The sequence below is a fragment of the Acinetobacter sp. C15 genome (genome assembly GCF_013420645.1).
Classification (GTDB): domain Bacteria; phylum Pseudomonadota; class Gammaproteobacteria; order Pseudomonadales; family Moraxellaceae; genus Acinetobacter; species Acinetobacter indicus.
The window spans coordinates 1-19,081 of the sequence record NZ_VOXR01000045.1 but is presented as its reverse complement, the minus strand read 5'-3'; the positions used below and the strand labels follow the sequence as shown (position 1 = coordinate 19,081).

The window sequence follows — 19,081 nt, the reverse complement described above, 5'->3', positions numbered from 1 at the left end:
TTGTGAACACATTGACAATGCAGATCACAATGCATCAGTTGTTATTAAGAACAGGGCGATTAATTTAATTTTAGACAGTGGAACGCTGTTGGATGACAATCATTTGTCATCTAGTGGGCGCAGAGGTGTTCGTAAGACGACTAAGGGTGTTAAAGCCCTTTTTCGCAGTACCAATGAAGCGTCAAAAGAGATGTGTGCAACTTAGGTTGCACTACGGAAACTCGGTTGCTTTAGCTCCGAGTAGTTCATTATCTGGATCATAATAATCTTGAAACAAATTTAGAATTTGACAGTGGATTTAATACCAGCCTTGCCTCCATCGATCCTGATTACAGGGAACGAGTGATCCCCTTAACCGCTGAAAGTATCGTAGAGGTCTATCTCGTATCTAGCGTAGATTTGGCTGTTTCTAAATTGGCACGCTTGTCTGACAGAGACATCGAAGATATTCAAGCATTATATGCAAGAAACAAGTTTTCGCTTGAGCAGTTCAAAGAAATAGCAAATAATGCTAAAGACTATTACGTTACACCTGAGCAATTCGATTCTAATATTCAATATATGATTTCGCTTCTTTCAGACCTGGGAGATTGACACAATGAATCAGCTGGAATTTGAGCATGCTTTAAAAGCACTGTTAAAGCAGCCATTGAATTCTGCAACATTCGAGCAGGTTAAACCCGTTGCTGAAGCATTATTATATTCAGAACTACTACCTGCTGTGAGTTCCAGTTTAAACCCCTTAGAAAAGCGCCGACTGTTTTTTCTATTAGAAAAATTCCGCAGATACTCATGCTCAAGTGTTTCTAGACGCCAACAACTTAAAGCACTCTCCCAAGCCTTGAATGTCGTTCCATTGCCGAGCACTCATGATACAAGAAGATTAGTTGACCCTCTGGCAAAACGTGTAGGCCTCAATGAAGATTTAAATCATTTAAAACCTCAATTACTGACCTTACAAACACGCCACTACTCACTTTACAGTTAATTCTCTCCTCCTTCTCTTAAGTACCACTATTCTATAGGTCATACCTATAGGCTTTTCCTTCCATATTCCCTATACTCAAACTGAAAACACTCAACAAGAAAGAAGCTTATGAAACTTAAAACTTTAATTTTATCTGGTCTAACTTGCCTTTCTCTGGGTGCATGTACCTCTGCGCCAGTCATTCCACAACTACAAGCGGGGGTATTACAAGAAGTCCAAAATCTTGAGGTCTATCCAGACACCACGCATAACTCGGCCAAACTGACCAAGTTTATTGATAAATGCGTGATTGAATTTAGAGGGCAGCTCAAAGCCGGCCGCTCAATTGAACAATGGGCATTTAAAGGCAACACCCTCATTTCAGCCGGTTCAGCTACCTTTGCCCAAGATGGCACCAGCACCGCCCATAATTTTGACCTGCATGATGCCACGGTACAGAAAAACTTCCTGACCCTGCGCGATCATTTCCATAAAGATGCACTGGCGCAATGTAACTAAAAATTCAAGCATCATGCCTGCAAAAGGTATGGTGCTTTTCCACATTTCCTAGAAAAAATAAAAATAACCCGAAAAATAAATAGATTTTTCATCATTCAAATTATATCTGCTATACCAACTGGTATAAGACTTCGCAGCCAATCCCCGGTTTACAAAAATGCCTGAATTGTTAAGCAGTTGTAGCAAGATTGTGGATGTTTTTGCATAAAGCATATCGGCGCATATTTTTCTCCTTAAGATAGGCACCGCTCACAGCATTGCGTCTGTGGCACACATGCAAGGAAAATCCTATGAAGAAAACTCTCACAACAATATTCATGAGCAGCGCCCTACTCGCGACATCTTCACTGTATGCCGCGCCCGCACTTCAGGCCAATGTCAACGCATCGGCAGCTGTGCAGACGCCACAGGCTGGTGGACTTTTAAATAATGTAGTGCAAGGTACGCAGCAGACCTTACACAGCGCAGGCGAGCATGTCGGTCAAGGATTACATAGCGTAAAAACCACGACCCAGAACACCTGGCAAAACACCAAACAGTTCAGCAATGAAAAAGCCGAAGCCGGCAAAGAAAAAGCCGCAGATTTAAAACAGGCGGCCTATGAACGCTCAAGCGAACTGAAACAGTCTGCCGCCAAGAAAGCCGCAGCAGCCCGTGAACATGCCGCAGATCGTACGGAAAAAACCAAAAACAGCCTGAAACAGAAATCGGCACAGGTACAATTGCACAGCAATGCGCAGGTTGATGTCGATACGCCTGTGGCCAAAGCCAAAGTCAGCAGTAAAACCCATACCGCGGTTGGCGCTGCACAATAATCAAAATGAGAGAACCAAGCCTGCAACCCTGCGGGCTTTTTTAATTTTGTGGTTGAGTTTCAAGACAATTCAGCAGATGCTCAACACAGTAACAGGAATCTTCATGATTTCTTCATGCCTTCAGTTTAGGCTTAGGCTTTCCATTCTCTTTTAGCAGGGGTCATGATTATGCATAAAATGAAATCCGTATTGGCTGTTGGCCTTATGCTCATGGGCACTGCAGTCTGGGCACAAACTCCACCAGCAGAAGCGAATAGCAGCACCAAGCTCCAAGCCCCGATTCAGCCGTATGCCGATAATCCGAATTTACTGCATGTCTGGGCCTATAAAGCACAGCAAGGTGTTTTAAACGCGGCAGATCGGGTTGGTGAAGTGGCAGAAAAAGGTGTGCAAAAAGTACGGCCTTCGGTGCATCAGGCCTGGGAAAATACCAAAACCTTAACCAGCAACACCACGCAACAGACCAACCAGAAAATTCAGGACACCAAAGAAGCTTTAGGCGGCTCACCGCAACAGCCGGTACCAATTGTACAGGGCAGCTTGAGTCAGCCAGATACCGCTCAACCGGCGGCATCAGTACCTGCTGAAACCGGTTCAGGGGCCACCAGCTATGCCGTGACCGAACTTTAAGACGGGAGTGAGCGAGAGCCTCATCATCACTCGCCTTTTCATTCCACCCAAAAATACGGACCTGAATGCGTCCGTATTTTTTATTGCTTGATATCTGCTTAATTGACCTGACGGATCGGTTGGCCCTGCTGAAACGCGATCACGTTTTCTACCATTTGCTGCACAATCCGCTGCCGCGCATCTACACTGCCCCATGCACTATGCGGGGTTAAAATTAAATTGGGAATAGCTGGGTCTAACAGGATATTGCCCTGCTTGGGTGGCTCGACACTCAGCACATCCATCGCCGCACCGGCAATTTGTCCGGACTGTAAGGCTTCGGCCAGCGCCGCTTCATTGACAATACCGCCGCGGGCACAGTTAACTAAAAACGCGCTATGTTTCATGGCAGCAAACTCAGCCGGCCCGATTAAATCCCGGGTATCTTCGGTCAGTGGACAATGCAGGCTTAAAAAATCCACCTGCGGTAACAGCTCGGCAAAAGGCACCCGCGACGCAGATTGTGGCCGGTTGGCGAGAGCAGCAATTTTGACCTGCATGCCGAAGGCTTCGGCTAGCTTGGCCACTGCCTGCCCCAACTCACCATAACCGACAATGCCCAGCGTTTTTCCAGCCAGCTCGACAATTGGATAATCCAGCAGACAGAACTGGCTAGAACGCTGCCACTGGCCCTGTTGCACCGCCTGATGATAAGGCACAAAAGAAGTAGCCAGATTTAACATCAGCATTAAGGTATGTTGCGCCACTGCGGCCGTGCCATAACCCTGACAGTTACACACCACCACACCCTGGCGGCGTGCCTGTTCCAAATCGACATTATTGGTACCGGTGGCTGAAATCAGGATCAGTTTAAGCTGCGGGCATTGCTGTAATGTCGCGGCATCCAGCAAGACTTTATTGCTGATAATCACCTCGGCAGATTGCACCCGTGGCAGCAGCTCTGCAGGCGAAGTGGTTGGATACAGCGTTAACTGCTGCTGAAAGACGGCGTTTAAGTCTTCTAGCTGTAAATCATCCTGATCCAGCGAGGCAAAATCCAGAAATACGGCGTTCATGTGGTGCATCCTCTCATCATGGCGTGAGGGAATTAAAGCACACTTGCAACGCTGCGCGTCAGTTCAAAAATGGGATGCCCACAAAAAAACGCCCATGAGTTCATGGGCGCTTGCTGTGATAATTGCGTAAAGAAAAGCGGATTTGCCGAATGACATAAATGGTTAAAGCCAATACCAATAACAGGCCACTGCCGAACACCATATAGGCTGAATAATGCACCGTTTGTGCCGAAGCCACCGACGGAACAGCCCAACCCAGCAGGCTCAGTACCACAACAGACAGAGGTCGAATGGTCATAACACTACCCTACTTTTATCCACTGGTTGTTTTATATCCATCTTCATCTTAGCCTGAATATAAAATAAAACAAGGACTTCGGGGTCAGTGCAGTTTTGGCTTACAGCACCACCTCAGGTTGGGTCACAAATTTGGCACTTTCCGGGCTGTCATCGACAAATTCATTGCCGCCAAATTCATCACTACTTAAATTCAGCTGTTTATAACTCAGCACATAATAATCGCTGTATTTTTTAATCACGATGGGGTGCATACCGGCGCTGAGCTCATCCTGTTCCTGAAACAGTTTCATGACCTGACGATCATTCATGGCCACAATATAACGCTGGTCATTCAGCCAGATTTGTACCAGTCCATTGCCCTTGGCATAAATCGGGATCAGGAATTTATGGTTTAAGGCCACAGCACTGGCAGCATAGCTTTCGATCTTCTGGCTAATGACATTAAATACCAGCCCATGGCCAAAACAGTCCATCAGCTGGCGGCGGCTTTCCTGCGGCAGGTTAAACTGAATCCCGAGTTTATGCAGGTCATGCTGATCGACCTGTTTATTGCTGAGCAGCGAGCGAATCAGGTTCTGCTTGAGCTTGGCATCAAAAAAGCCGCTGTCCAGTTGCAGTTCGTTATTTTTCAGGATTTGCCCCAGCGCATGTTTGTGCCGTGGCAACAGGTTTTCAATCAGCTTGCGATAGTAGAACTTGCTGTTCTTTTTGACCTGACGCATCTTCTGGTAAAAATGTGCCGGATCAAAAGGATGGCTAAGAAAATCATTGAGCAAATCGGAACTGGCCAGCACCGCAATCGCATCATGTCCGGTAAACGGTAAATGCAGGGTCTGCAGCGAAGGCAGTACCGCCTGCAGTTTTAAATACTGGGCGCGGTCTTCGGCATAGTGCGGATCATAAATCACGATATATTCGCGCTCAGCCGAAACATCTTGGGGCTGAATACGCATGTCAGCATTGTGCTGCGGATGGAAGAACATATTGTAGCGCGTGTCCAGAATATCTTCCGGATCAATCGAATATTGCGGCACCAGTGCCACCACACGTTGCAAATCAAGCAGGTTGGAATATTTGATGGCCGCATAACCACCCATCGAACCGCCATAGCCAATACGCTGCTGAAACGGCGCAATGGTGGCGGCAATTTCATTCAGCATCGCGCGCATCGACTGTTCGGGAAACCAGGATTTCTCCTTTGGCATGATGCCAACCACATTATAGCCGTGTTTGCTCAATGACTTTTCAGCATTAATGGTCAGGCCTTTGGCGCGGGTAATTAAATCGCCAAAAGAAAAAATCAGCGCCTCTGAATGACCGGGCATCCAGATGACGCGGATATGATCGTCTTCAAAAATTATGTGTTTATCCATTCCCACACCAGAGCTGCACAGCCCTCTATCAAGATTCAAAATAACAAATAGACCGTATGCCGACGACTAAAAAGCGAATATGTTATTTTATAGATGCCCGGCAGATAAAAAAGCGCAAAATATGACACAATTCCTCCATCCTGCAGCAGAACAAGGCTTTTCCACAGCCGCCAAACTTTATCAACAGGTCCGACCAAGTTATCCACAAGCGCTGGTTGCATGGTTAAAAAACCAGCTCAAATCTGATGCCGCACCGGTCTGTGTCGACCTAGGTGCCGGTACCGGTAAATTCCTGCCGATTCTGCAACAGCTTAGCCCGCATGTGATTGCTGTTGAGCCGGTGGCCGAAATGCTGGCACAACTACAGCAACACTATCCTGATGTGCAAAGCATTCAAGCCTATAGTCATGCCCTGCCGCTGCCTGATGCCAGTGTCGATGCCGTCTGCTGCGCGCAGTCCTTTCACTGGTTTGCCAATCTTGAAACCCTGAACGAAATTTACCGGGTGCTGAAACCGGGTGGCCAGCTGTTGCTGATCTGGAATCAGCGTGACACCCGCATCGACTGGGTCAAGGCACTGGCCGAGCATATAGCACCGCTGGAAGGTGATACCCCGCGTTTTCATAGCGGCCAATGGCGACAGGTCTTTTCGGCTGCAACCGGCTTTAACGCTAACGCAGAAGCTACTTTTCAGCAATGGCAAAGCGGTACAGTTGAACAGGTGGTGTCAAAACGCCTGCTTTCTACCAGTTTTATTGCCGCGCTGCCTGAACATCAGCAACAGCAGCTGAAACAGCAGTTCGAGCAGATGGTGCTGCAATATACAGGCAAACAGCCGCAGCAACAAATTGACTTTCCCTACCTGACCCATGTGTATAGCTTTACAAAAATTACAGAACAATAAGGATGAACCTGTCATGTCCAATCTGATCAAACCTTTATCTCTGGCCTGTCTGCTTGGCAGTGCACTGCTGCTGAGTGCCTGCGAGCGTAATCCGTCACCAGAACCGAAGCAGGAATTAAGCGCCGAAGATCAGGTGCTGCAGGAACTGAAAAGTGAGCCGGTACGCACTTTCCCGAAAACCGAGCAGGACTTGCATGACCTGCAGCTGCTAACCGACTATGAACAGCGCTTTGGCCAGATGAGTGAGGAAATGGAAGTTGAACTAATGCAGATGCAGCAGCAAGGCACGCTGGATGATGTCTTTGCACGAAGCCGGCAAGGTGACAATATCCAGTCGGCCCTGAATATGCTGAAAGCGCTGGATTTAAAAACTGAACAGGGCCGCTATATTCAGGGTCTGATGTATGAATATTGGGATCATCAGGCCCAGCTGCATGCCCAGCAACCAGCTTCAGCTGCATCGGAGAGTGCACCAGACAGCGTTAAAGGTCTGGGGAAATTTATTCATGCCCAAGAGCAATTAGAACACTGGCGCGACCAGTATCCACAGCTCGACCAATAAATAACATCTATCATTTCAGGGCCTAAATAGCCCTGATCTTTACAGGGAGAATGCCGGTGAGTTTTACTGCCCTGTAGCGAGATAGGCATGTACACCTTCCCCAGCTGCCCGTCCGGTGGCAAAACAGGCCGTGAGCAAATAGCCGCCGGTGGGTGCATCCCAGTCCAGCATTTCACCGCAGCAAAATACTGCCGGATGATCCTTCAGCTGTAACTGCGGGCTGAAGGCACTGCGTTTGATTCCGCCGGCACAGCTAATGGCTTCTTCAATCGGGCGAAAACCTGTTAATTCAATCCGCAGCTGTTTCACCTGTGCCGCCAGCGCCTCCGGCTGATGCCATAAGCTTTTATCGACCAGTTCACGCAGCAGACTGCTTTTGGCTGCATCTAAACCGGCTTTACGCCAGACATTGCTAAGTGACTGCTTTTTACTGGGGTGTAATTTTTTGGCCAGCTGCGCCTGGGACTGCTCGGGCAGTAAATCCAGAAACAGCACCATGCGCTGCTGCTGTTTCAGCTGTGCACGTAAGGCCCGGCCCTGCTTATAAATCAGGCCGCCTTCCAGTCCATAATGGGTCAGGACAATATCGCCGATACTGCGCGTATGCGGTTCTACCCAGGCCTCAACCCGTTTTAAAGGCTGACCAAACACTGGCTGCATAAAGCTGGACCACGGATATTCCACCCCGGCATTGCTGGCCTGAAATGGTTCAATCTGCTCTGGACGGAGCCAGTCCTGCCAGGCACCATCACTGCCTAATTGCGACCACGACAGCGCACCACAAGCCAGCACAATCGCATCAAATGCTTCACTGCGCAGTTGCCCATGTTTTAAGTCCAGAATCTGCAGCTGTTGCTGCTCAAGGCCTTTGACCTGCTGGCGGTAATGAAACTGCACCCCATTATCCGCCAGTCGTTTTAACCAGGCCCGTAATAGCGGTGCAGCTTTCATCTCCACCGGAAATATCCGCCCGGATGAACCGACATAAGAGCGAATGCCCAAGCCTGCCATCCAGTCCTGAATCCAGCCAGCATCCCAGCGCTGAATCCACGGCGCCAGCCAGTCGGCCTGATCATAACGCTGAATAAACTGCGGCACTGCTTCGGCATGGGAAATATTTAACCCGGTTTTTCCGGCCATTAAAAACTTGCGTGCTGCCGAAGGCTTCTGCTCATAGACATGCAGGTTATAACCATACTGGCTGAGCACCTCAGCCGCCATCAAGCCGGCCGGGCCTGCCCCGATAATGGCAATCCGCTTGGACATGCTTATTCTTCCACTGCCTGCGCTGGCGACTGGCCCTGAAGCGGCTGAAAATCGTCAAAACGGGTACGATACCCTTCCGGTTTGCGAATAATCAGTTGCTGGCACAATTCACCGCGCTGCAAATATTTAATTTCAAAATGGGTCCGGGCAGAATCGGCGGCAATCCGCTGTTTCTCAAACGGTAGTTTCCATAGCGCCAATAATTGCTGTTCAGCTTCGGCAATATATTCAGGGATATTACTGGCCAGGGTAATCTGTCCATTCGGTTGCAAACGTGACAGCAAAAACTCAAAAAATGGCATGTTCAGCCAGCGCTGGGCCGGATTATGCGGCTCCGGATTCGGATATAAAATAAAGCACTGCTCGACTTGCGCCGGATATAGCGCATGTACAATCCACGGTAAGGCATCGGCATGGACTGGCTGCAGATTGGCATGCGGTTCTAATCCATGCTGCTTTTGCATGGCCAGAAACTTTTCCCGGGTGCGCTCAATCGCATACAGGGTTTGCTCAGGATGTTGCCCACTGAACAACAGCGCGTGCTTGCCTTTGCCTGCACCAATTTCGATACAGACAGGAGTATTGGCAATGGCTTGAAAGTCACGCGGAGCATGCATACGCTGGGCTTGAAATTGACGAATGGGCATAATCAGATCAAACTTATAAAAAACCGCACAAGTCTATCAAGTGCAGCTGTTTTTGCCTAATCTAATCCGGGATTTTATCAGGAGACCCGCATGCCACGTACATTCCCTTGCCCACGTTGTGGTGAACCTTCTGTCTGGGAAGGCAATGAATTTCGCCCTTTCTGTTCCGAGCGTTGCAAGCTGATTGATTTGGGCGCCTGGGCCAGTGATGAATATCGCCTGCCGACTCAGGATGCACCCTCGGTAGATAACCCGGAAGACTAAAATGAGTTACGCGGTTTTACAAAAAGCCGCTTTTACTGGAAAGGTGTAATAAAAATCCTACACATTTAAAACTTCTTTGCACAAACAGCGCACACATTTAAAAATTTTACTGCAAAACGTTACCCTATTCGCATTCGGTTCTTTTTTAAATGGCCTCGAGATTCTAATTATCGAGCCCTGTATGCCCACGCTCCTGAAAATTCTTTTTTTCGCCTTTCTGCTTGCCGCAATCTTAATGCTGGCGGTCGGTTTATATAGTCAGGATACGCTGCTGATTGGGGTGGCGGTATTATTTGCCTTAATGGCCTGGCTGGTTGGCATGGAAGCGAAAAAACAGCTGAATGACCCGTTTCGCAAATAAATGGCAATCAAAACGGCGCAATAAAAAAGTCAGCACTGTGCTGACTTTGGTTAGGGTGAAATTTGCAGATTAACCGGCCTGCCCCGCCACAAAAGGATTGTGCTGTTTTTCAAAACCAATGGTACTGATCGGACCATGCCCTGAAATAAACTGGGTTTCATCGGGCAGGCTAAAACATTCACGCTGGATTGAATCCAGTAATTGCTGATGATTCCCTCGCGGGAAATCTGTCCGGCCAATCGAGCCTTTAAACAGCACATCACCGGTCCAGAGCAAACCGTAATTGGCATTATAGAACATCACATGACCTGGGGTATGTCCCGGCGCAAAACGCACTTCAAACTGTTCATTGCCCAGCTGCAGCTGCTCACCACCTTCCAGCCACTGATCCACCTCGACCTTTTCAGGAATCGGGAAACCATAACGCGCCGATACTTCCTGAATCATATCCAGCCAGAATGCATCTTCCTTATGCGGGCCAATGACCGGCACATCCCAGCGTTTTTTTAAGGCGCCGACAGCACCGGCATGATCCAGATGGCCATGAGTTAACCATAAGGCTTTCACAGTTAAGCCCAGTGCTTCGACTTCTGCCTGCAGCTTGTCCGGTTCACCGCCCGCATCAATCAAAATGGCGTCTTTGCTTTCTGCATCCCAGACGATGGAACAGTTTTGGGCAAATGCCGTGACCGGCACAATTTTGACTTGTAACATGGGTTAAGCGTCCTGTTGAAAATGGGCAAAAGTCTGTTTCAGCGCATCCAGATTAACCTGAAGCAAGGCATTCAGCAATTGTAAATGATCATCCCGCTGGTTGAGTGCCGGAATATAGGCATAGTGTTCCCCGCCCGCCTGCTGAAAGATCTCGGCATTTTGTATCGCCAGTTCTTCCAGGGTTTCCAGACAGTCGGCAGAAAATGCCGGACTCATGATCTGGACCGATTTGACTCCCTGCTTGCCCCATTCTTCGAGCAGCACATCGGTATAGGGCTTGACCCATTCCTGCTTGCCAAAACGTGACTGGAAGCTGATCGCCCATTGATCCTCATTTAAACCCAGCGCCTGCGCCACCAGTTGAGCGGTTGTGCGACTGCGCTCGGCATACGGGTCGCCTTTATCGGCATAGGGCTGTGGAATACCGTGAAACGACATCAGCAGTTTTTCCGCCGGACCATGCTCGGCCTGAAATTCACGCACACTCTGCGCCAAAGCCTGAATATACAAAGGATGCTGATAATAATCACGGATAATGCTCAGCCCCGGCAAATTGCGCTGCTGCGGAATCCATTTGGCTATAGCATCATATAGCGGCGCGGTGGAAGTTGCGGAATATTGAGGGAATAGCGGCAGGACAAGGAGATGATCTTGCGGCTGCTGGGCCAGCTTTGCCAGCAAAGCGTCGATGCCCGGGTTGCCATAGGTCATGGCTGGCACAATATTCAGCTCAAATTCCGGGTAGAGCGGAGTTAAGGTCTGTCTGATGGCATCAACCTGCGCCTGCAAAATTTCGCGCATAGGCGAATCCTGATTCCAGACCATAGCATAGGCATGCGCCACGCGTTTGGGACGAAACGGTAAAATAAACAGCCTTAAAATGATTTGCCACAGCAGTTTGGGAATTTCAATCACCCGCTGATCAGACAGGAACTGTTTCAGAAAACGTCGTACCGCGGGCACAGTCGGTGCATCCGGTGTGCCCAAATTGGCCAGAATAATGGTGATTTTCGGTTTCGCAACAACAGACATTAGGCTCTCAGGAATCATCAGGGAACGCGTTTACTTTAACAGCTTTCCCGTCTGTTACTAAATGAATTAATACGTCGATTTATATTGAAAAACACGATCATTATCAAGCAGGTTACTGTCCAGCAATTTCTGCCCTTTGGCTGTAGTCTGCCACAGCATACGCTGGCGTTCATCCCGGCCGGCCTGCACAATCCAGTCATTCTGGCGCATCTGCATTTTAATGGTATGCAAGGCACGAATATTGATTTGCGCCCGTGCCACCGCATGCGCCCGTGGCATTTCACGCCGCGCATCAGTCAGGCCGGTATCATTTAAATATTCATTCATGCGTTTGGAAAAATATTCTTCCGGGGTCGGATGAATAAAGGTCGAGCCTAAAATACTGAACAGCTGCGCCCAGGTCAGCTGTTTTTGTACTTTCAGTTCTTTAAAATTACCATCCTGATAAGCATGCATCCGGTATTCAAACTGGAAAGCTTCATGCATGGATACTTTGGGCAGGCTTAAAAACGGATCGGCTTCGGTCTTGCCAAGTTCATTTTTTAACTGGGCCACTTTGGCCTGTAGCTGCTCGATTTCATCATGCAGGGCCTGGGTATTTTGCGGACGCACCCAGCCCACCACCGGATAACGCTCCAGCATTTGCGGCATATTGAAACGTACCGCCAGCTCCAGATCACGCAAGCTGCGATAGCAAAACACCTGATCAACTTCCTGCTGCAACAGGCGACGGAATTCTTTAAATTTTTCCCGCAGTTCAGGTTTGGCATCCTGCAAGCTGGCATCACGTGAATCCGGGTCTTCATGCATAAACACAATCATCGGTTTCTGCTTGGTGACCGCGTAAATATATTCCAGATGCATATAGCCCACACCCGATACCGACTGCTCGCCATACTGGCTGCCCAATAACAGCACCACATAGTCACAGTCATCAATCTGACGACGAGCAAATGCCGTACTCAATGGCGTACGCTGCTCCAAGCCCCAGGAAAAGAAGCCCATTCCCACCAAGGTCTGTGTCAATACCATGCGTTCCGGCTGCATCTCTGAACCGGACGTAGAGATAAATACCTGATAGCGTTTATCGAGCATTGGCTCTCCTTCCTTCCCTCAATAGCTGAAGCGCCCAATGAGCATCAGTATTGTTCCCCAATCAAAAAAATAAGTCATGCTGAAGCAATCATGTTGCTTTCTTTATGGAGCCTGGCTTAGCGAGGCAGATTGGAAATTTTCCAGCGGATCTGCTCAGGCATCAGACGCCCGACAATCGGTTGTAAATGTTCAGCATTTTGACCGCTGACATAACAATGAATCTGCACCTGATCGGCTCGGCTCTGTTCAAATAATAACTCATTTTTCGTTAAAATGCGGGAAGTTTGACGCGCAACGGCAGTTCCTGAGTCAATTAATGTCAATTTCTGACCAAAAATAGACTGAATCGCAGTTTTTAAGAAGGGATAATGGGTACACCCCAGCACCAGATGATCTGCGCCAGCATCCACCACTGGCTGTAGCAGTTCACTTAAAGTAGTTAAACAGGCAGCACTCATTTGTGCTCCGCTTTCCACAAAAGGCACCAGCTCAAGCGAGGTTAAAGGAATCACCTTGACCTCGGCCGGCAAGGCAAAACGCTGAATCACGTCTTTAATTAGCTGGCCACGAAAGGTCGCCGGTGTCGCCAGCACGGCCACGGTTTTGGTTTTGCTCTGCAGTACCGCCGGTTTTAAGGCCGGCACCAGACCGACAATCGGGAAATCTTCCCCATAATGCGCACGCAGATAATCCAGACTAAAAGCCGAAGCAGTATTGCAGGCCACCACTGCAATTTTACAGCCCTGCCGATACAGCCACTCGATAGCCTGAGCGGTCAGTTCGCGAATTTCCTGATCATCACGCGGACCATAAGGCACATGCGCCGTGTCGGCATAATAAACAATCTGTTCATTGGGCAAATGCTGGGCAATTTCCAGCGCCACCGACAAGCCGCCAATGCCTGAATCAAAAATCCCGATTGGCGCATCCGCCTGCGCTCTGGTCATAGGGTGCAACAAAGGAGCAAGGGGATGAATGGCGGTCATGGCAGCGGAATGAGCAGTTTGAAATAGGATGGCTCAAGCTTAAACCTCAGGTGCCTAATTGCAATAGCAAATCACCACTTTTCAGGCTTAAAATTGCATCGCCTTCGGCATTTTCCTGCAAGCTGCCCAGCTCGATCAGATGAAAAAAAGCCGCACGCTGGATCAGGGCATTCAGACCAAAACGCACATGTACATAGGGACGCAACTCCCCTTCATATTCACGCATAAAGATCGGATGCTGCTCATCGACAATCACCAGGTCCTGGGTGGTAGTGGTCAGTTGCAGATAGGTCTTGCCTTCAATATCAACTTGATCTACCTGATTGACAAATAAAGGCTCATCTTCCACCTCAATTTCAATCTGCTCGACCGGGGTTTTTAAATAGAACGTGTGACCTTCTTTCCAGAGTACGGTAGAAAACAGCTCAATTAATGACTGGCGCTTCACCAATTGACCTTCGTGCCACCATTCTCCATTGGCTTTTACCGTTAAATCCATTTTGCCACAATGCTTTGGATGCCAGTGCTCCAAAGGGGGAATTGACCTTTTGTGACCGGGCTGTGCATCTTTTAAGTATTGTGCAATGCCCATTAAATTTTTATCATCAGAAAATGCTACTTTTTTCGTCGGATTTGGTTCATTGTGCTCATTGTTCATCATTGAATACCCTGCTGACGGAAAAATAATATGATTCAGCCAATTGGCTAGACCAAGGTTTAAAACTATACTAGCCCACAATATAAAAGACACGATAGCAAATTTGTGTCTAGGAACTAAGAACACTCATGGCAGCACCGGATTCTGAGATGACGGTTGCCACCTTCTAGTATTATGAGGAGTCCTACATGGAACACATCGAACGTGAATCGATGGAGTTTGACGTAGTTATCGTAGGTGCTGGCCCTGCGGGTCTGTCTGCGGCGATTAAAATCCGTCAACTTGCAATTGAAAATAACCTGAATGATCTGTCCGTTTGTGTCGTAGAAAAAGGCTCCGAAGTCGGTGCGCACATCTTGTCAGGTGCGGTGCTGGAACCACGTGCCATCAATGAGCTGTTCCCGAACTGGAAAGAAGAAGGTGCACCTTTAAATGTACCGGTGACAGAAGACAAAACTTTCTTCCTGCTGTCTGAAACCACTTCGAAAGAAGCACCACACTGGATGGTGCCAAAAACCATGCACAACAATGGCAACTATGTCATTTCGCTTGGTAACGTGGTGCGCTGGTTAGGCCAGAAAGCCGAAGAGCTGGAAGTGTCGATTTTCCCGGGCTTTGCGGCGTCTGAGATTCTGTACCATGAAGATGGCACCGTAAAAGGCATTCAAACCGGTGATATGGGCATTGGTAAAGATGGTGAACCGACCCACAACTTTGCCCCAGGTTATGAACTGCATGCCAAATACACCCTGTTTGCTGAAGGCTGTCGTGGTCACTTAGGCAAACGCCTGATCCAAAAATTTAATCTGGACAAAGATGCCGACCCTCAACACTACGGTATCGGCATTAAAGAGCTGTGGGAAATTGATCCGGCCAAACATAAACCAGGTCTGGTGATGCACGGTGCCGGCTGGCCATTGTCTGAAACCGGTTCTTCCGGCGGCTGGTGGCTCTACCACGCGGAAAACAACCAGGTCACACTGGGGATGATCGTCGATCTGTCTTACGAAAACCCACATATGTATCCATTTATGGAAATGCAGCGCTGGAAGACTCATCCATTAATCAAACAGTATCTGGAAGGCGGTAAGCGTATTTCTTATGGTGCGCGTGCCGTAACCAAAGGTGGCTTTAACTCGCTGCCTAAATTCACTTTCCCGGGTGGTTCGTTAATTGGTGATGATGCAGGCTTCCTGAACTTTGCCAAAATCAAAGGTTCTCATACCGCAATGAAATCCGGCATGCTTTGTGGTGAGGCAGTCTTTGAAGCAATTGCTGCCGGTGTCGAAAAAGGTGGTGATCTGGCCATTGCCCGCGTGACTGAGGGTGAAGATTTCTTTACAAAAGAATTAACGTCTTATACCGAGAAGTTCAACAACAGCTGGCTGAAAGAAGAGCTCTACAACGCGCGTAACTTTGGCCCGGCAATGCATAAGTTTGGTCAATGGTTTGGTGGTGCGTTTAACTTCATCGACCAGAACATCTTTAAAGTGCCGTTTACTCTGCATGATTTAGTGCCTGACTTCAGTGCGCTGAAAACCGTAGATGCGGTGAGCTTTAAACCGAACTATCCAAAACCGGATGGCAAGCTGACCTTTGACCGTTTATCTTCAGTATTCGTTTCCAACACCGTACATGAAGAAAACCAGCCTGCACACTTGAAGCTAACCAATGCGTCGATTCCAGTCGATGTGAACTTGCCTAAATGGGATGAGCCGGCACAGCGCTACTGCCCTGCGGGTGTGTATGAAATTATGGAAAATGATGATGGTTCCAAGCGCTTCCAGATTAACGCAGCCAACTGTGTACACTGCAAGACCTGCGACATTAAAGATCCATCACAGAACATCACCTGGGTAACACCGGAAGGTGGTGGTGGTCCAAACTATCCAAATATGTAATCTCGATTGAGATCAAAATAAACCCGCGTAAGCGGGTTTATTTTTTCTTTCTTAGATAAATCCAACTCAATAATTATAGCTATTTTTGTTATTTAAGTAAAAATATATACTAAAGTTATAGTAAGCCGTTCATGACTGAGTTTATTCTTCCCCATCAAACTGCCAATACACATCTCCCCAATCACTTTCAAAATCAGGGAAAATATCTCCGTGTTTAAAATATTGGCGTGAGTTTTCTTTGGCAAATGTATACCAGTAACCTGCGTGTGGGCAGGGTTCTCCAGCGAGTACAATATCAATTCTTTCTGGTTCTTGAGCTTCGACTTCCACTCGTTTTAATTCAGGCCATGTACTGTCTTTATCAAATCGAGCAATCCATTGTTTCGCACTTACTACATCAAAACGTGGGTTTGGATCATCTGACCATGCATCTAAGGTCGTAAGTTTTAAGTTATCACAACGTATCGGTTTAATTAGCTCATTTGCCAACACCAATAGATCAGGGACACCTTCTTCAACTGGATAAAGTGAGAGCTCGCCCAAACGGATCCATAGACTATATAGATTAGGATTTTCTGAATCCTCTATTTTAGTTATTTCAATACGTGGATCATTCAGCTTTTCACGAATTTGTTCTTCACTCAGACCGAGTTTCTCTAGCCAATAGGGAGAAAGTAAAAAGCACCATGTTGGCGTACGAATACCACCACCTAACCCATCACGATCTTCCACAATAAACATATTTTCATGTGAAAACTCCATCCCAGGATGATCTATATCGAGCCCGTAAAAATAATCCGTAAAAGTCCGTTCTGCTGTTTCAAACTCTGGAGATACAAATGCAAATTGCCCTGTATTTCCTATTTCATAGCCACTATAGGCTTGAATTGGGTTAAGCTTTTCTAGACACTGCTTAACAAAATGATGCCACCTAACTGGATTAGATCTATACCATTTATCACCAAAGGTTAATTTAATACTAGAATAACGTTCATTTGAGTCTCTAATTTTAGCGCCTAAGGCCCAACGTGCACTTTGATTAGGAGATTCTGCAGATGTTGCACCAATATAGTAAATAAAATGTTTTTTATAAACCGTTGTCATTTCCGTTAACATTTCGTTACGACTTCTAATCCACTTATTAGCCTTTTTCCATACTTCAGTATCACTCCTAAACCTTAATTGAAAAGGCTTATCTATAATAGAATTTTCAAATTCGATATAAATAGCCACAACTTTATTTAATATTTCTACACAATCTTTATTACAAATATAAAAAGTAACATAAGGACAAACACCAAATTCTTGGTTTTCCTCCCCATAAAGAATTGAAGTATCTTGAGGAATATCCCGAACTAACTCCTCTATTTCTTGTTTACTTAAATAGAGTTGTGATGTACTCATTATATTAATTTCCTCTTCTACCTCTTGTATTCCCTTGAGTTTAAGCTTTACTTTGATCCTTTGACGTAGCATCTCCATGTTAACGAAAAATGGCTTTGTTGCACAAAGATTTCATAACTATATGATTTTAAAAGGTTTGATTGTTTTTGATCAAAAATTAAATTTATTTAAATCAGATGCTTACATATTTATGCAACAAAGCCTCTTCACCATCAAAATACCAATATACTTCACCCCAATCTTGTTCAGAAAGCGTTGGTAAAATCTCACCTTTACTAAAGTGCTGACGCTCATTTGGTTGGGCTGGAGTCGTCCAATAACCTGTTTTTGGACATTTATCCCCACCTTTGATTTTAATTTTTTCTACTGAATCTTGTGTTTGTACTTTTTCTGATTGTGCTTTAGAAAAATCAACTAAATCTTTCGGATAAAATTGATGCTCTCGATAATTTGTATCATCAATATCTAACAACCATGTAACAGCTGCCGCTTCCCATGACCAATAACCAAAATAACTGATGCCTGATCTAATATCAGGTTGTGGATGTTGATCATGATAAGGTTCACGACGACTGGCTTCATACCAATCTTCTAAGTACTGCAACATCATCGCTGGACGTTTTTCAGGTGCAGCATCAAAAACTTTAATGAGCTTACGATAAGGCAAATGACGACGTGCATCATTCGGTGGTATGCCTCGATCTGTTACAAATGGAGCAACCAATCGCTCGATTAAGCCATCTTTTTCTTGTCCTTCAGGTGTTGCTTCTGTGTAGTCGATAATCGTCATAATTCGCTTCATTTGATCTGCATAGCCAGCAAGTAAGCCGAAGCAAATTAAACGTAAAGCAATATACCAATAATCTTCAGTTCCCAAGGAAATATGCCAGACATAACGTCCACCTGCATCAGGGCTTAAATTATAAAGATGACTCGTTTCAGCATATTCTTCTGCCCAATGAAGAAGATACGGGTAAAGTTCTTTTATAAAATTTAAATCTCCACCTGCTGAATACTGTAAGGACATCAAATCTAAAGTATCAATAATCCGTCTTCTTCCAGAAGCAATATATCCACCAAACTTAGAATCATTTTTATAATGACTAAATCCATCAACAACGGCATATAATCCGTTTAATAATTCATCAAAATTCTCATGGTAATCTTGTATTAATAAATATTCATCTCGAAAGCTAATTTCATTATCTATTTCTAAGCTTTCCCATTTTTGCCAATCTATTTCTTGATCACCTACTTGTGTTGACATTCTTTTATCTCTCCAACATCTCGTTTGGTAAAACAAATTCTAATTTTATACCGTGTGCGGTTACTGTCAGTGTACACTTTGGCTAATTTAGGCCTTTACATTTCTCATAATGGTTGAAGTTATTTTTTTCTTTGGACTTATGATATTAAGAATGGGCAATAATATTATCCATATAAAAATAATGCCCCGAAGGGCATTTTTAATTCTATTCTTCACCATCAAAATACCAATATAGGCGAATTCAAACATGAGGTGCGACAGTTTCAAAAGCCATATGATAATCAACAAGCTGAGCAAATTTCTCTAATGGTGTAAGCCAATCTAACGCCTTTCTAGGACGAGTATTCAGTGACATGGCAAC

22 protein-coding genes and 3 pseudogenes are annotated in these 19,081 nt (G+C 46.4%); 11 read left to right on the top strand and 14 right to left on the bottom strand.

Annotated elements, in window-relative coordinates; genetic code table 11:
* The 6 genes and pseudogenes from FTT63_RS15615 to FTT63_RS12955 all read left to right on the top strand — a co-directional run.
* Positions 1-205, top strand: a pseudogene (locus tag FTT63_RS15615) (RNA-guided endonuclease TnpB family protein); the annotation flags it as partial.
* A gap of 47 nt (positions 206-252) precedes the next feature.
* Entirely contained in the window at positions 253-594 is a 342-nt protein-coding gene (locus tag FTT63_RS12975) for a DUF6036 family nucleotidyltransferase (RefSeq protein WP_257233304.1), read from the top strand.
* Positions 595-598: 4 nt separating this feature from the next.
* Complete coding sequence (locus tag FTT63_RS12970) at positions 599-988, top strand: hypothetical protein (RefSeq protein ID WP_005181943.1); 390 nt, start codon at positions 599-601, stop codon at positions 986-988.
* A 108-nt stretch (positions 989-1,096) separates the two neighbouring features.
* A complete protein-coding gene (locus FTT63_RS12965; protein WP_005181941.1) occupies positions 1,097-1,486 on the top strand; it encodes a hypothetical protein in 390 nt (129 codons plus the stop codon).
* A 290-nt stretch (positions 1,487-1,776) separates the two neighbouring features.
* Positions 1,777-2,301, top strand: a complete 525-nt coding sequence (locus tag FTT63_RS12960) for a hypothetical protein (RefSeq protein WP_005181937.1) — start codon at positions 1,777-1,779, stop codon at positions 2,299-2,301.
* Positions 2,302-2,505: 204 nt separating this feature from the next.
* Positions 2,506-2,931 carry a hypothetical protein gene (locus FTT63_RS12955; RefSeq protein ID WP_127800319.1) on the top strand — a complete coding sequence of 142 codons (426 nt, stop codon included), beginning with the start codon at positions 2,506-2,508 and terminating at the stop codon, positions 2,929-2,931.
* Between the two features lie 98 nt (positions 2,932-3,029).
* Here the strand turns inward: FTT63_RS12955 and FTT63_RS12950 are convergent, their stop codons facing one another.
* The 3 genes from FTT63_RS12950 to FTT63_RS12940 form a co-directional block, all read right to left on the bottom strand.
* Positions 3,030-3,986: a 2-hydroxyacid dehydrogenase gene (locus FTT63_RS12950; protein WP_127800315.1), complete on the bottom strand. Its 957-nt coding sequence runs from the start codon at positions 3,984-3,986 to the stop codon at positions 3,030-3,032.
* Between the two features lie 100 nt (positions 3,987-4,086).
* Entirely contained in the window at positions 4,087-4,284 is a 198-nt protein-coding gene (locus FTT63_RS12945; RefSeq protein ID WP_005181929.1) for a hypothetical protein, read from the bottom strand.
* Positions 4,285-4,384: 100 nt separating this feature from the next.
* Positions 4,385-5,659: a hypothetical protein gene (locus tag FTT63_RS12940; RefSeq protein WP_016659613.1), complete on the bottom strand. Its 1,275-nt coding sequence runs from the start codon at positions 5,657-5,659 to the stop codon at positions 4,385-4,387.
* Between the two features lie 121 nt (positions 5,660-5,780).
* Here FTT63_RS12940 and FTT63_RS12935 point away from each other — a divergent pair, with 121 nt between their 5' ends.
* Both FTT63_RS12935 and FTT63_RS12930 read left to right on the top strand, forming a co-directional pair.
* On the top strand, positions 5,781-6,563 hold the full coding sequence (locus FTT63_RS12935; RefSeq protein WP_034598303.1) for a class I SAM-dependent methyltransferase: 783 nt from the start codon (positions 5,781-5,783) through the stop codon (positions 6,561-6,563).
* 13 nt (positions 6,564-6,576) lie between these two features.
* Positions 6,577-7,125, top strand: coding sequence for a hypothetical protein (locus tag FTT63_RS12930; protein WP_168405608.1), 549 nt, complete (start codon positions 6,577-6,579; stop codon positions 7,123-7,125).
* 63 nt (positions 7,126-7,188) lie between these two features.
* Here the strand turns inward: FTT63_RS12930 and FTT63_RS12925 are convergent, their stop codons facing one another.
* Together FTT63_RS12925 and FTT63_RS12920 are read right to left on the bottom strand one after the other, a co-directional pair.
* On the bottom strand, positions 7,189-8,391 hold the full coding sequence (locus tag FTT63_RS12925; protein WP_127800309.1) for a TIGR03862 family flavoprotein: 1,203 nt from the start codon (positions 8,389-8,391) through the stop codon (positions 7,189-7,191).
* Positions 8,392-8,393: 2 nt separating this feature from the next.
* Positions 8,394-9,044, bottom strand: a complete 651-nt coding sequence (locus tag FTT63_RS12920; RefSeq protein ID WP_171066723.1) for an SAM-dependent methyltransferase — start codon at positions 9,042-9,044, stop codon at positions 8,394-8,396.
* 84 nt (positions 9,045-9,128) lie between these two features.
* Between FTT63_RS12920 and FTT63_RS12915 the strand changes: the two genes are divergently transcribed.
* Both FTT63_RS12915 and FTT63_RS12910 read left to right on the top strand, forming a co-directional pair.
* Positions 9,129-9,302: a DNA gyrase inhibitor YacG gene (locus FTT63_RS12915; protein ID WP_005181919.1), complete on the top strand. Its 174-nt coding sequence runs from the start codon at positions 9,129-9,131 to the stop codon at positions 9,300-9,302.
* Between the two features lie 181 nt (positions 9,303-9,483).
* Positions 9,484-9,663, top strand: a complete 180-nt coding sequence (locus tag FTT63_RS12910; protein ID WP_005181916.1) for a hypothetical protein — start codon at positions 9,484-9,486, stop codon at positions 9,661-9,663.
* A gap of 69 nt (positions 9,664-9,732) precedes the next feature.
* Here FTT63_RS12910 and FTT63_RS12905 read toward each other — a convergent pair whose 3' ends face one another.
* From FTT63_RS12905 to FTT63_RS12885, 5 genes are all read right to left on the bottom strand, one after another.
* Entirely contained in the window at positions 9,733-10,377 is a 645-nt protein-coding gene (locus tag FTT63_RS12905; protein ID WP_163146170.1) for an MBL fold metallo-hydrolase, read from the bottom strand.
* A gap of 3 nt (positions 10,378-10,380) precedes the next feature.
* The gene (hemH, locus tag FTT63_RS12900) at positions 10,381-11,409 is read right to left on the bottom strand and encodes a ferrochelatase (RefSeq protein ID WP_180192391.1); all 1,029 of its coding nucleotides are present in this window, start codon (positions 11,407-11,409) and stop codon (positions 10,381-10,383) included.
* 66 nt (positions 11,410-11,475) lie between these two features.
* A complete protein-coding gene (locus tag FTT63_RS12895; RefSeq protein WP_127801785.1) occupies positions 11,476-12,504 on the bottom strand; it encodes a DUF4062 domain-containing protein in 1,029 nt (342 codons plus the stop codon).
* 116 nt (positions 12,505-12,620) lie between these two features.
* Positions 12,621-13,490 carry a glutamate racemase gene (gene murI / locus FTT63_RS12890; protein WP_127801786.1) on the bottom strand — a complete coding sequence of 290 codons (870 nt, stop codon included), beginning with the start codon at positions 13,488-13,490 and terminating at the stop codon, positions 12,621-12,623.
* Between the two features lie 46 nt (positions 13,491-13,536).
* Positions 13,537-14,148, bottom strand: coding sequence for a DUF1285 domain-containing protein (locus FTT63_RS12885; RefSeq protein ID WP_035363548.1), 612 nt, complete (start codon positions 14,146-14,148; stop codon positions 13,537-13,539).
* A gap of 188 nt (positions 14,149-14,336) precedes the next feature.
* Here FTT63_RS12885 and FTT63_RS12880 point away from each other — a divergent pair, with 188 nt between their 5' ends.
* Complete coding sequence (locus FTT63_RS12880) at positions 14,337-16,049, top strand: electron transfer flavoprotein-ubiquinone oxidoreductase (protein WP_127801787.1); 1,713 nt, start codon at positions 14,337-14,339, stop codon at positions 16,047-16,049.
* A gap of 141 nt (positions 16,050-16,190) precedes the next feature.
* Here FTT63_RS12880 and FTT63_RS12875 read toward each other — a convergent pair whose 3' ends face one another.
* The 4 genes and pseudogenes from FTT63_RS12875 to FTT63_RS12865 all read right to left on the bottom strand — a co-directional run.
* Positions 16,191-17,453 carry a type VI immunity family protein gene (locus tag FTT63_RS12875; RefSeq protein ID WP_127800299.1) on the bottom strand — a complete coding sequence of 421 codons (1,263 nt, stop codon included), beginning with the start codon at positions 17,451-17,453 and terminating at the stop codon, positions 16,191-16,193.
* 172 nt (positions 17,454-17,625) lie between these two features.
* Positions 17,626-18,720 (bottom strand): PoNe immunity protein domain-containing protein, encoded by a 1,095-nt coding sequence (locus FTT63_RS12870; protein WP_127800297.1) that lies wholly within the window; start codon positions 18,718-18,720, stop codon positions 17,626-17,628.
* 4 nt (positions 18,721-18,724) lie between these two features.
* Positions 18,725-18,832: pseudogene (locus FTT63_RS15820) on the bottom strand (hypothetical protein); the annotation flags it as partial.
* Positions 18,833-18,961: 129 nt separating this feature from the next.
* Positions 18,962-19,081: pseudogene (locus FTT63_RS12865) on the bottom strand (IS30 family transposase); the annotation flags it as partial.

Bases quoted from the DNA above. Each gene is read 5' to 3' on its own strand.
- FTT63_RS12970 (WP_005181943.1), top strand. From the start codon at position 599: ATGAATCAGCTGGAATTTGAGCATGCTTTAAAAGCACTGTTAAAGCAG.
- FTT63_RS12965 (WP_005181941.1), top strand. From the start codon at position 1,097: ATGAAACTTAAAACTTTAATTTTATCTGGTCTAACTTGCCTTTCTCTG.
- FTT63_RS12960 (WP_005181937.1), top strand. From the start codon at position 1,777: ATGAAGAAAACTCTCACAACAATATTCATGAGCAGCGCCCTACTCGCG.
- FTT63_RS12955 (WP_127800319.1), top strand. From the start codon at position 2,506: ATGCTCATGGGCACTGCAGTCTGGGCACAAACTCCACCAGCAGAAGCG.
- FTT63_RS12950 (WP_127800315.1), bottom strand. From the start codon at position 3,986: ATGAACGCCGTATTTCTGGATTTTGCCTCGCTGGATCAGGATGATTTA.
- FTT63_RS12945 (WP_005181929.1), bottom strand. From the start codon at position 4,284: ATGACCATTCGACCTCTGTCTGTTGTGGTACTGAGCCTGCTGGGTTGG.
- FTT63_RS12940 (WP_016659613.1), bottom strand. From the start codon at position 5,659: ATGGATAAACACATAATTTTTGAAGACGATCATATCCGCGTCATCTGG.
- FTT63_RS12935 (WP_034598303.1), top strand. From the start codon at position 5,781: ATGACACAATTCCTCCATCCTGCAGCAGAACAAGGCTTTTCCACAGCC.
- FTT63_RS12930 (WP_168405608.1), top strand. From the start codon at position 6,577: ATGTCCAATCTGATCAAACCTTTATCTCTGGCCTGTCTGCTTGGCAGT.
- FTT63_RS12925 (WP_127800309.1), bottom strand. From the start codon at position 8,391: ATGTCCAAGCGGATTGCCATTATCGGGGCAGGCCCGGCCGGCTTGATG.
- FTT63_RS12915 (WP_005181919.1), top strand. From the start codon at position 9,129: ATGCCACGTACATTCCCTTGCCCACGTTGTGGTGAACCTTCTGTCTGG.
- FTT63_RS12910 (WP_005181916.1), top strand. From the start codon at position 9,484: ATGCCCACGCTCCTGAAAATTCTTTTTTTCGCCTTTCTGCTTGCCGCA.
- FTT63_RS12905 (WP_163146170.1), bottom strand. From the start codon at position 10,377: ATGTTACAAGTCAAAATTGTGCCGGTCACGGCATTTGCCCAAAACTGT.
- hemH (WP_180192391.1), bottom strand. From the start codon at position 11,409: ATGTCTGTTGTTGCGAAACCGAAAATCACCATTATTCTGGCCAATTTG.
- FTT63_RS12895 (WP_127801785.1), bottom strand. From the start codon at position 12,504: ATGCTCGATAAACGCTATCAGGTATTTATCTCTACGTCCGGTTCAGAG.
- murI (WP_127801786.1), bottom strand. From the start codon at position 13,490: ATGACCGCCATTCATCCCCTTGCTCCTTTGTTGCACCCTATGACCAGA.
- FTT63_RS12885 (WP_035363548.1), bottom strand. From the start codon at position 14,148: ATGAACAATGAGCACAATGAACCAAATCCGACGAAAAAAGTAGCATTT.
- FTT63_RS12880 (WP_127801787.1), top strand. From the start codon at position 14,337: ATGGAACACATCGAACGTGAATCGATGGAGTTTGACGTAGTTATCGTA.
- FTT63_RS12875 (WP_127800299.1), bottom strand. From the start codon at position 17,453: ATGAGTACATCACAACTCTATTTAAGTAAACAAGAAATAGAGGAGTTA.
- FTT63_RS12870 (WP_127800297.1), bottom strand. From the start codon at position 18,720: ATGTCAACACAAGTAGGTGATCAAGAAATAGATTGGCAAAAATGGGAA.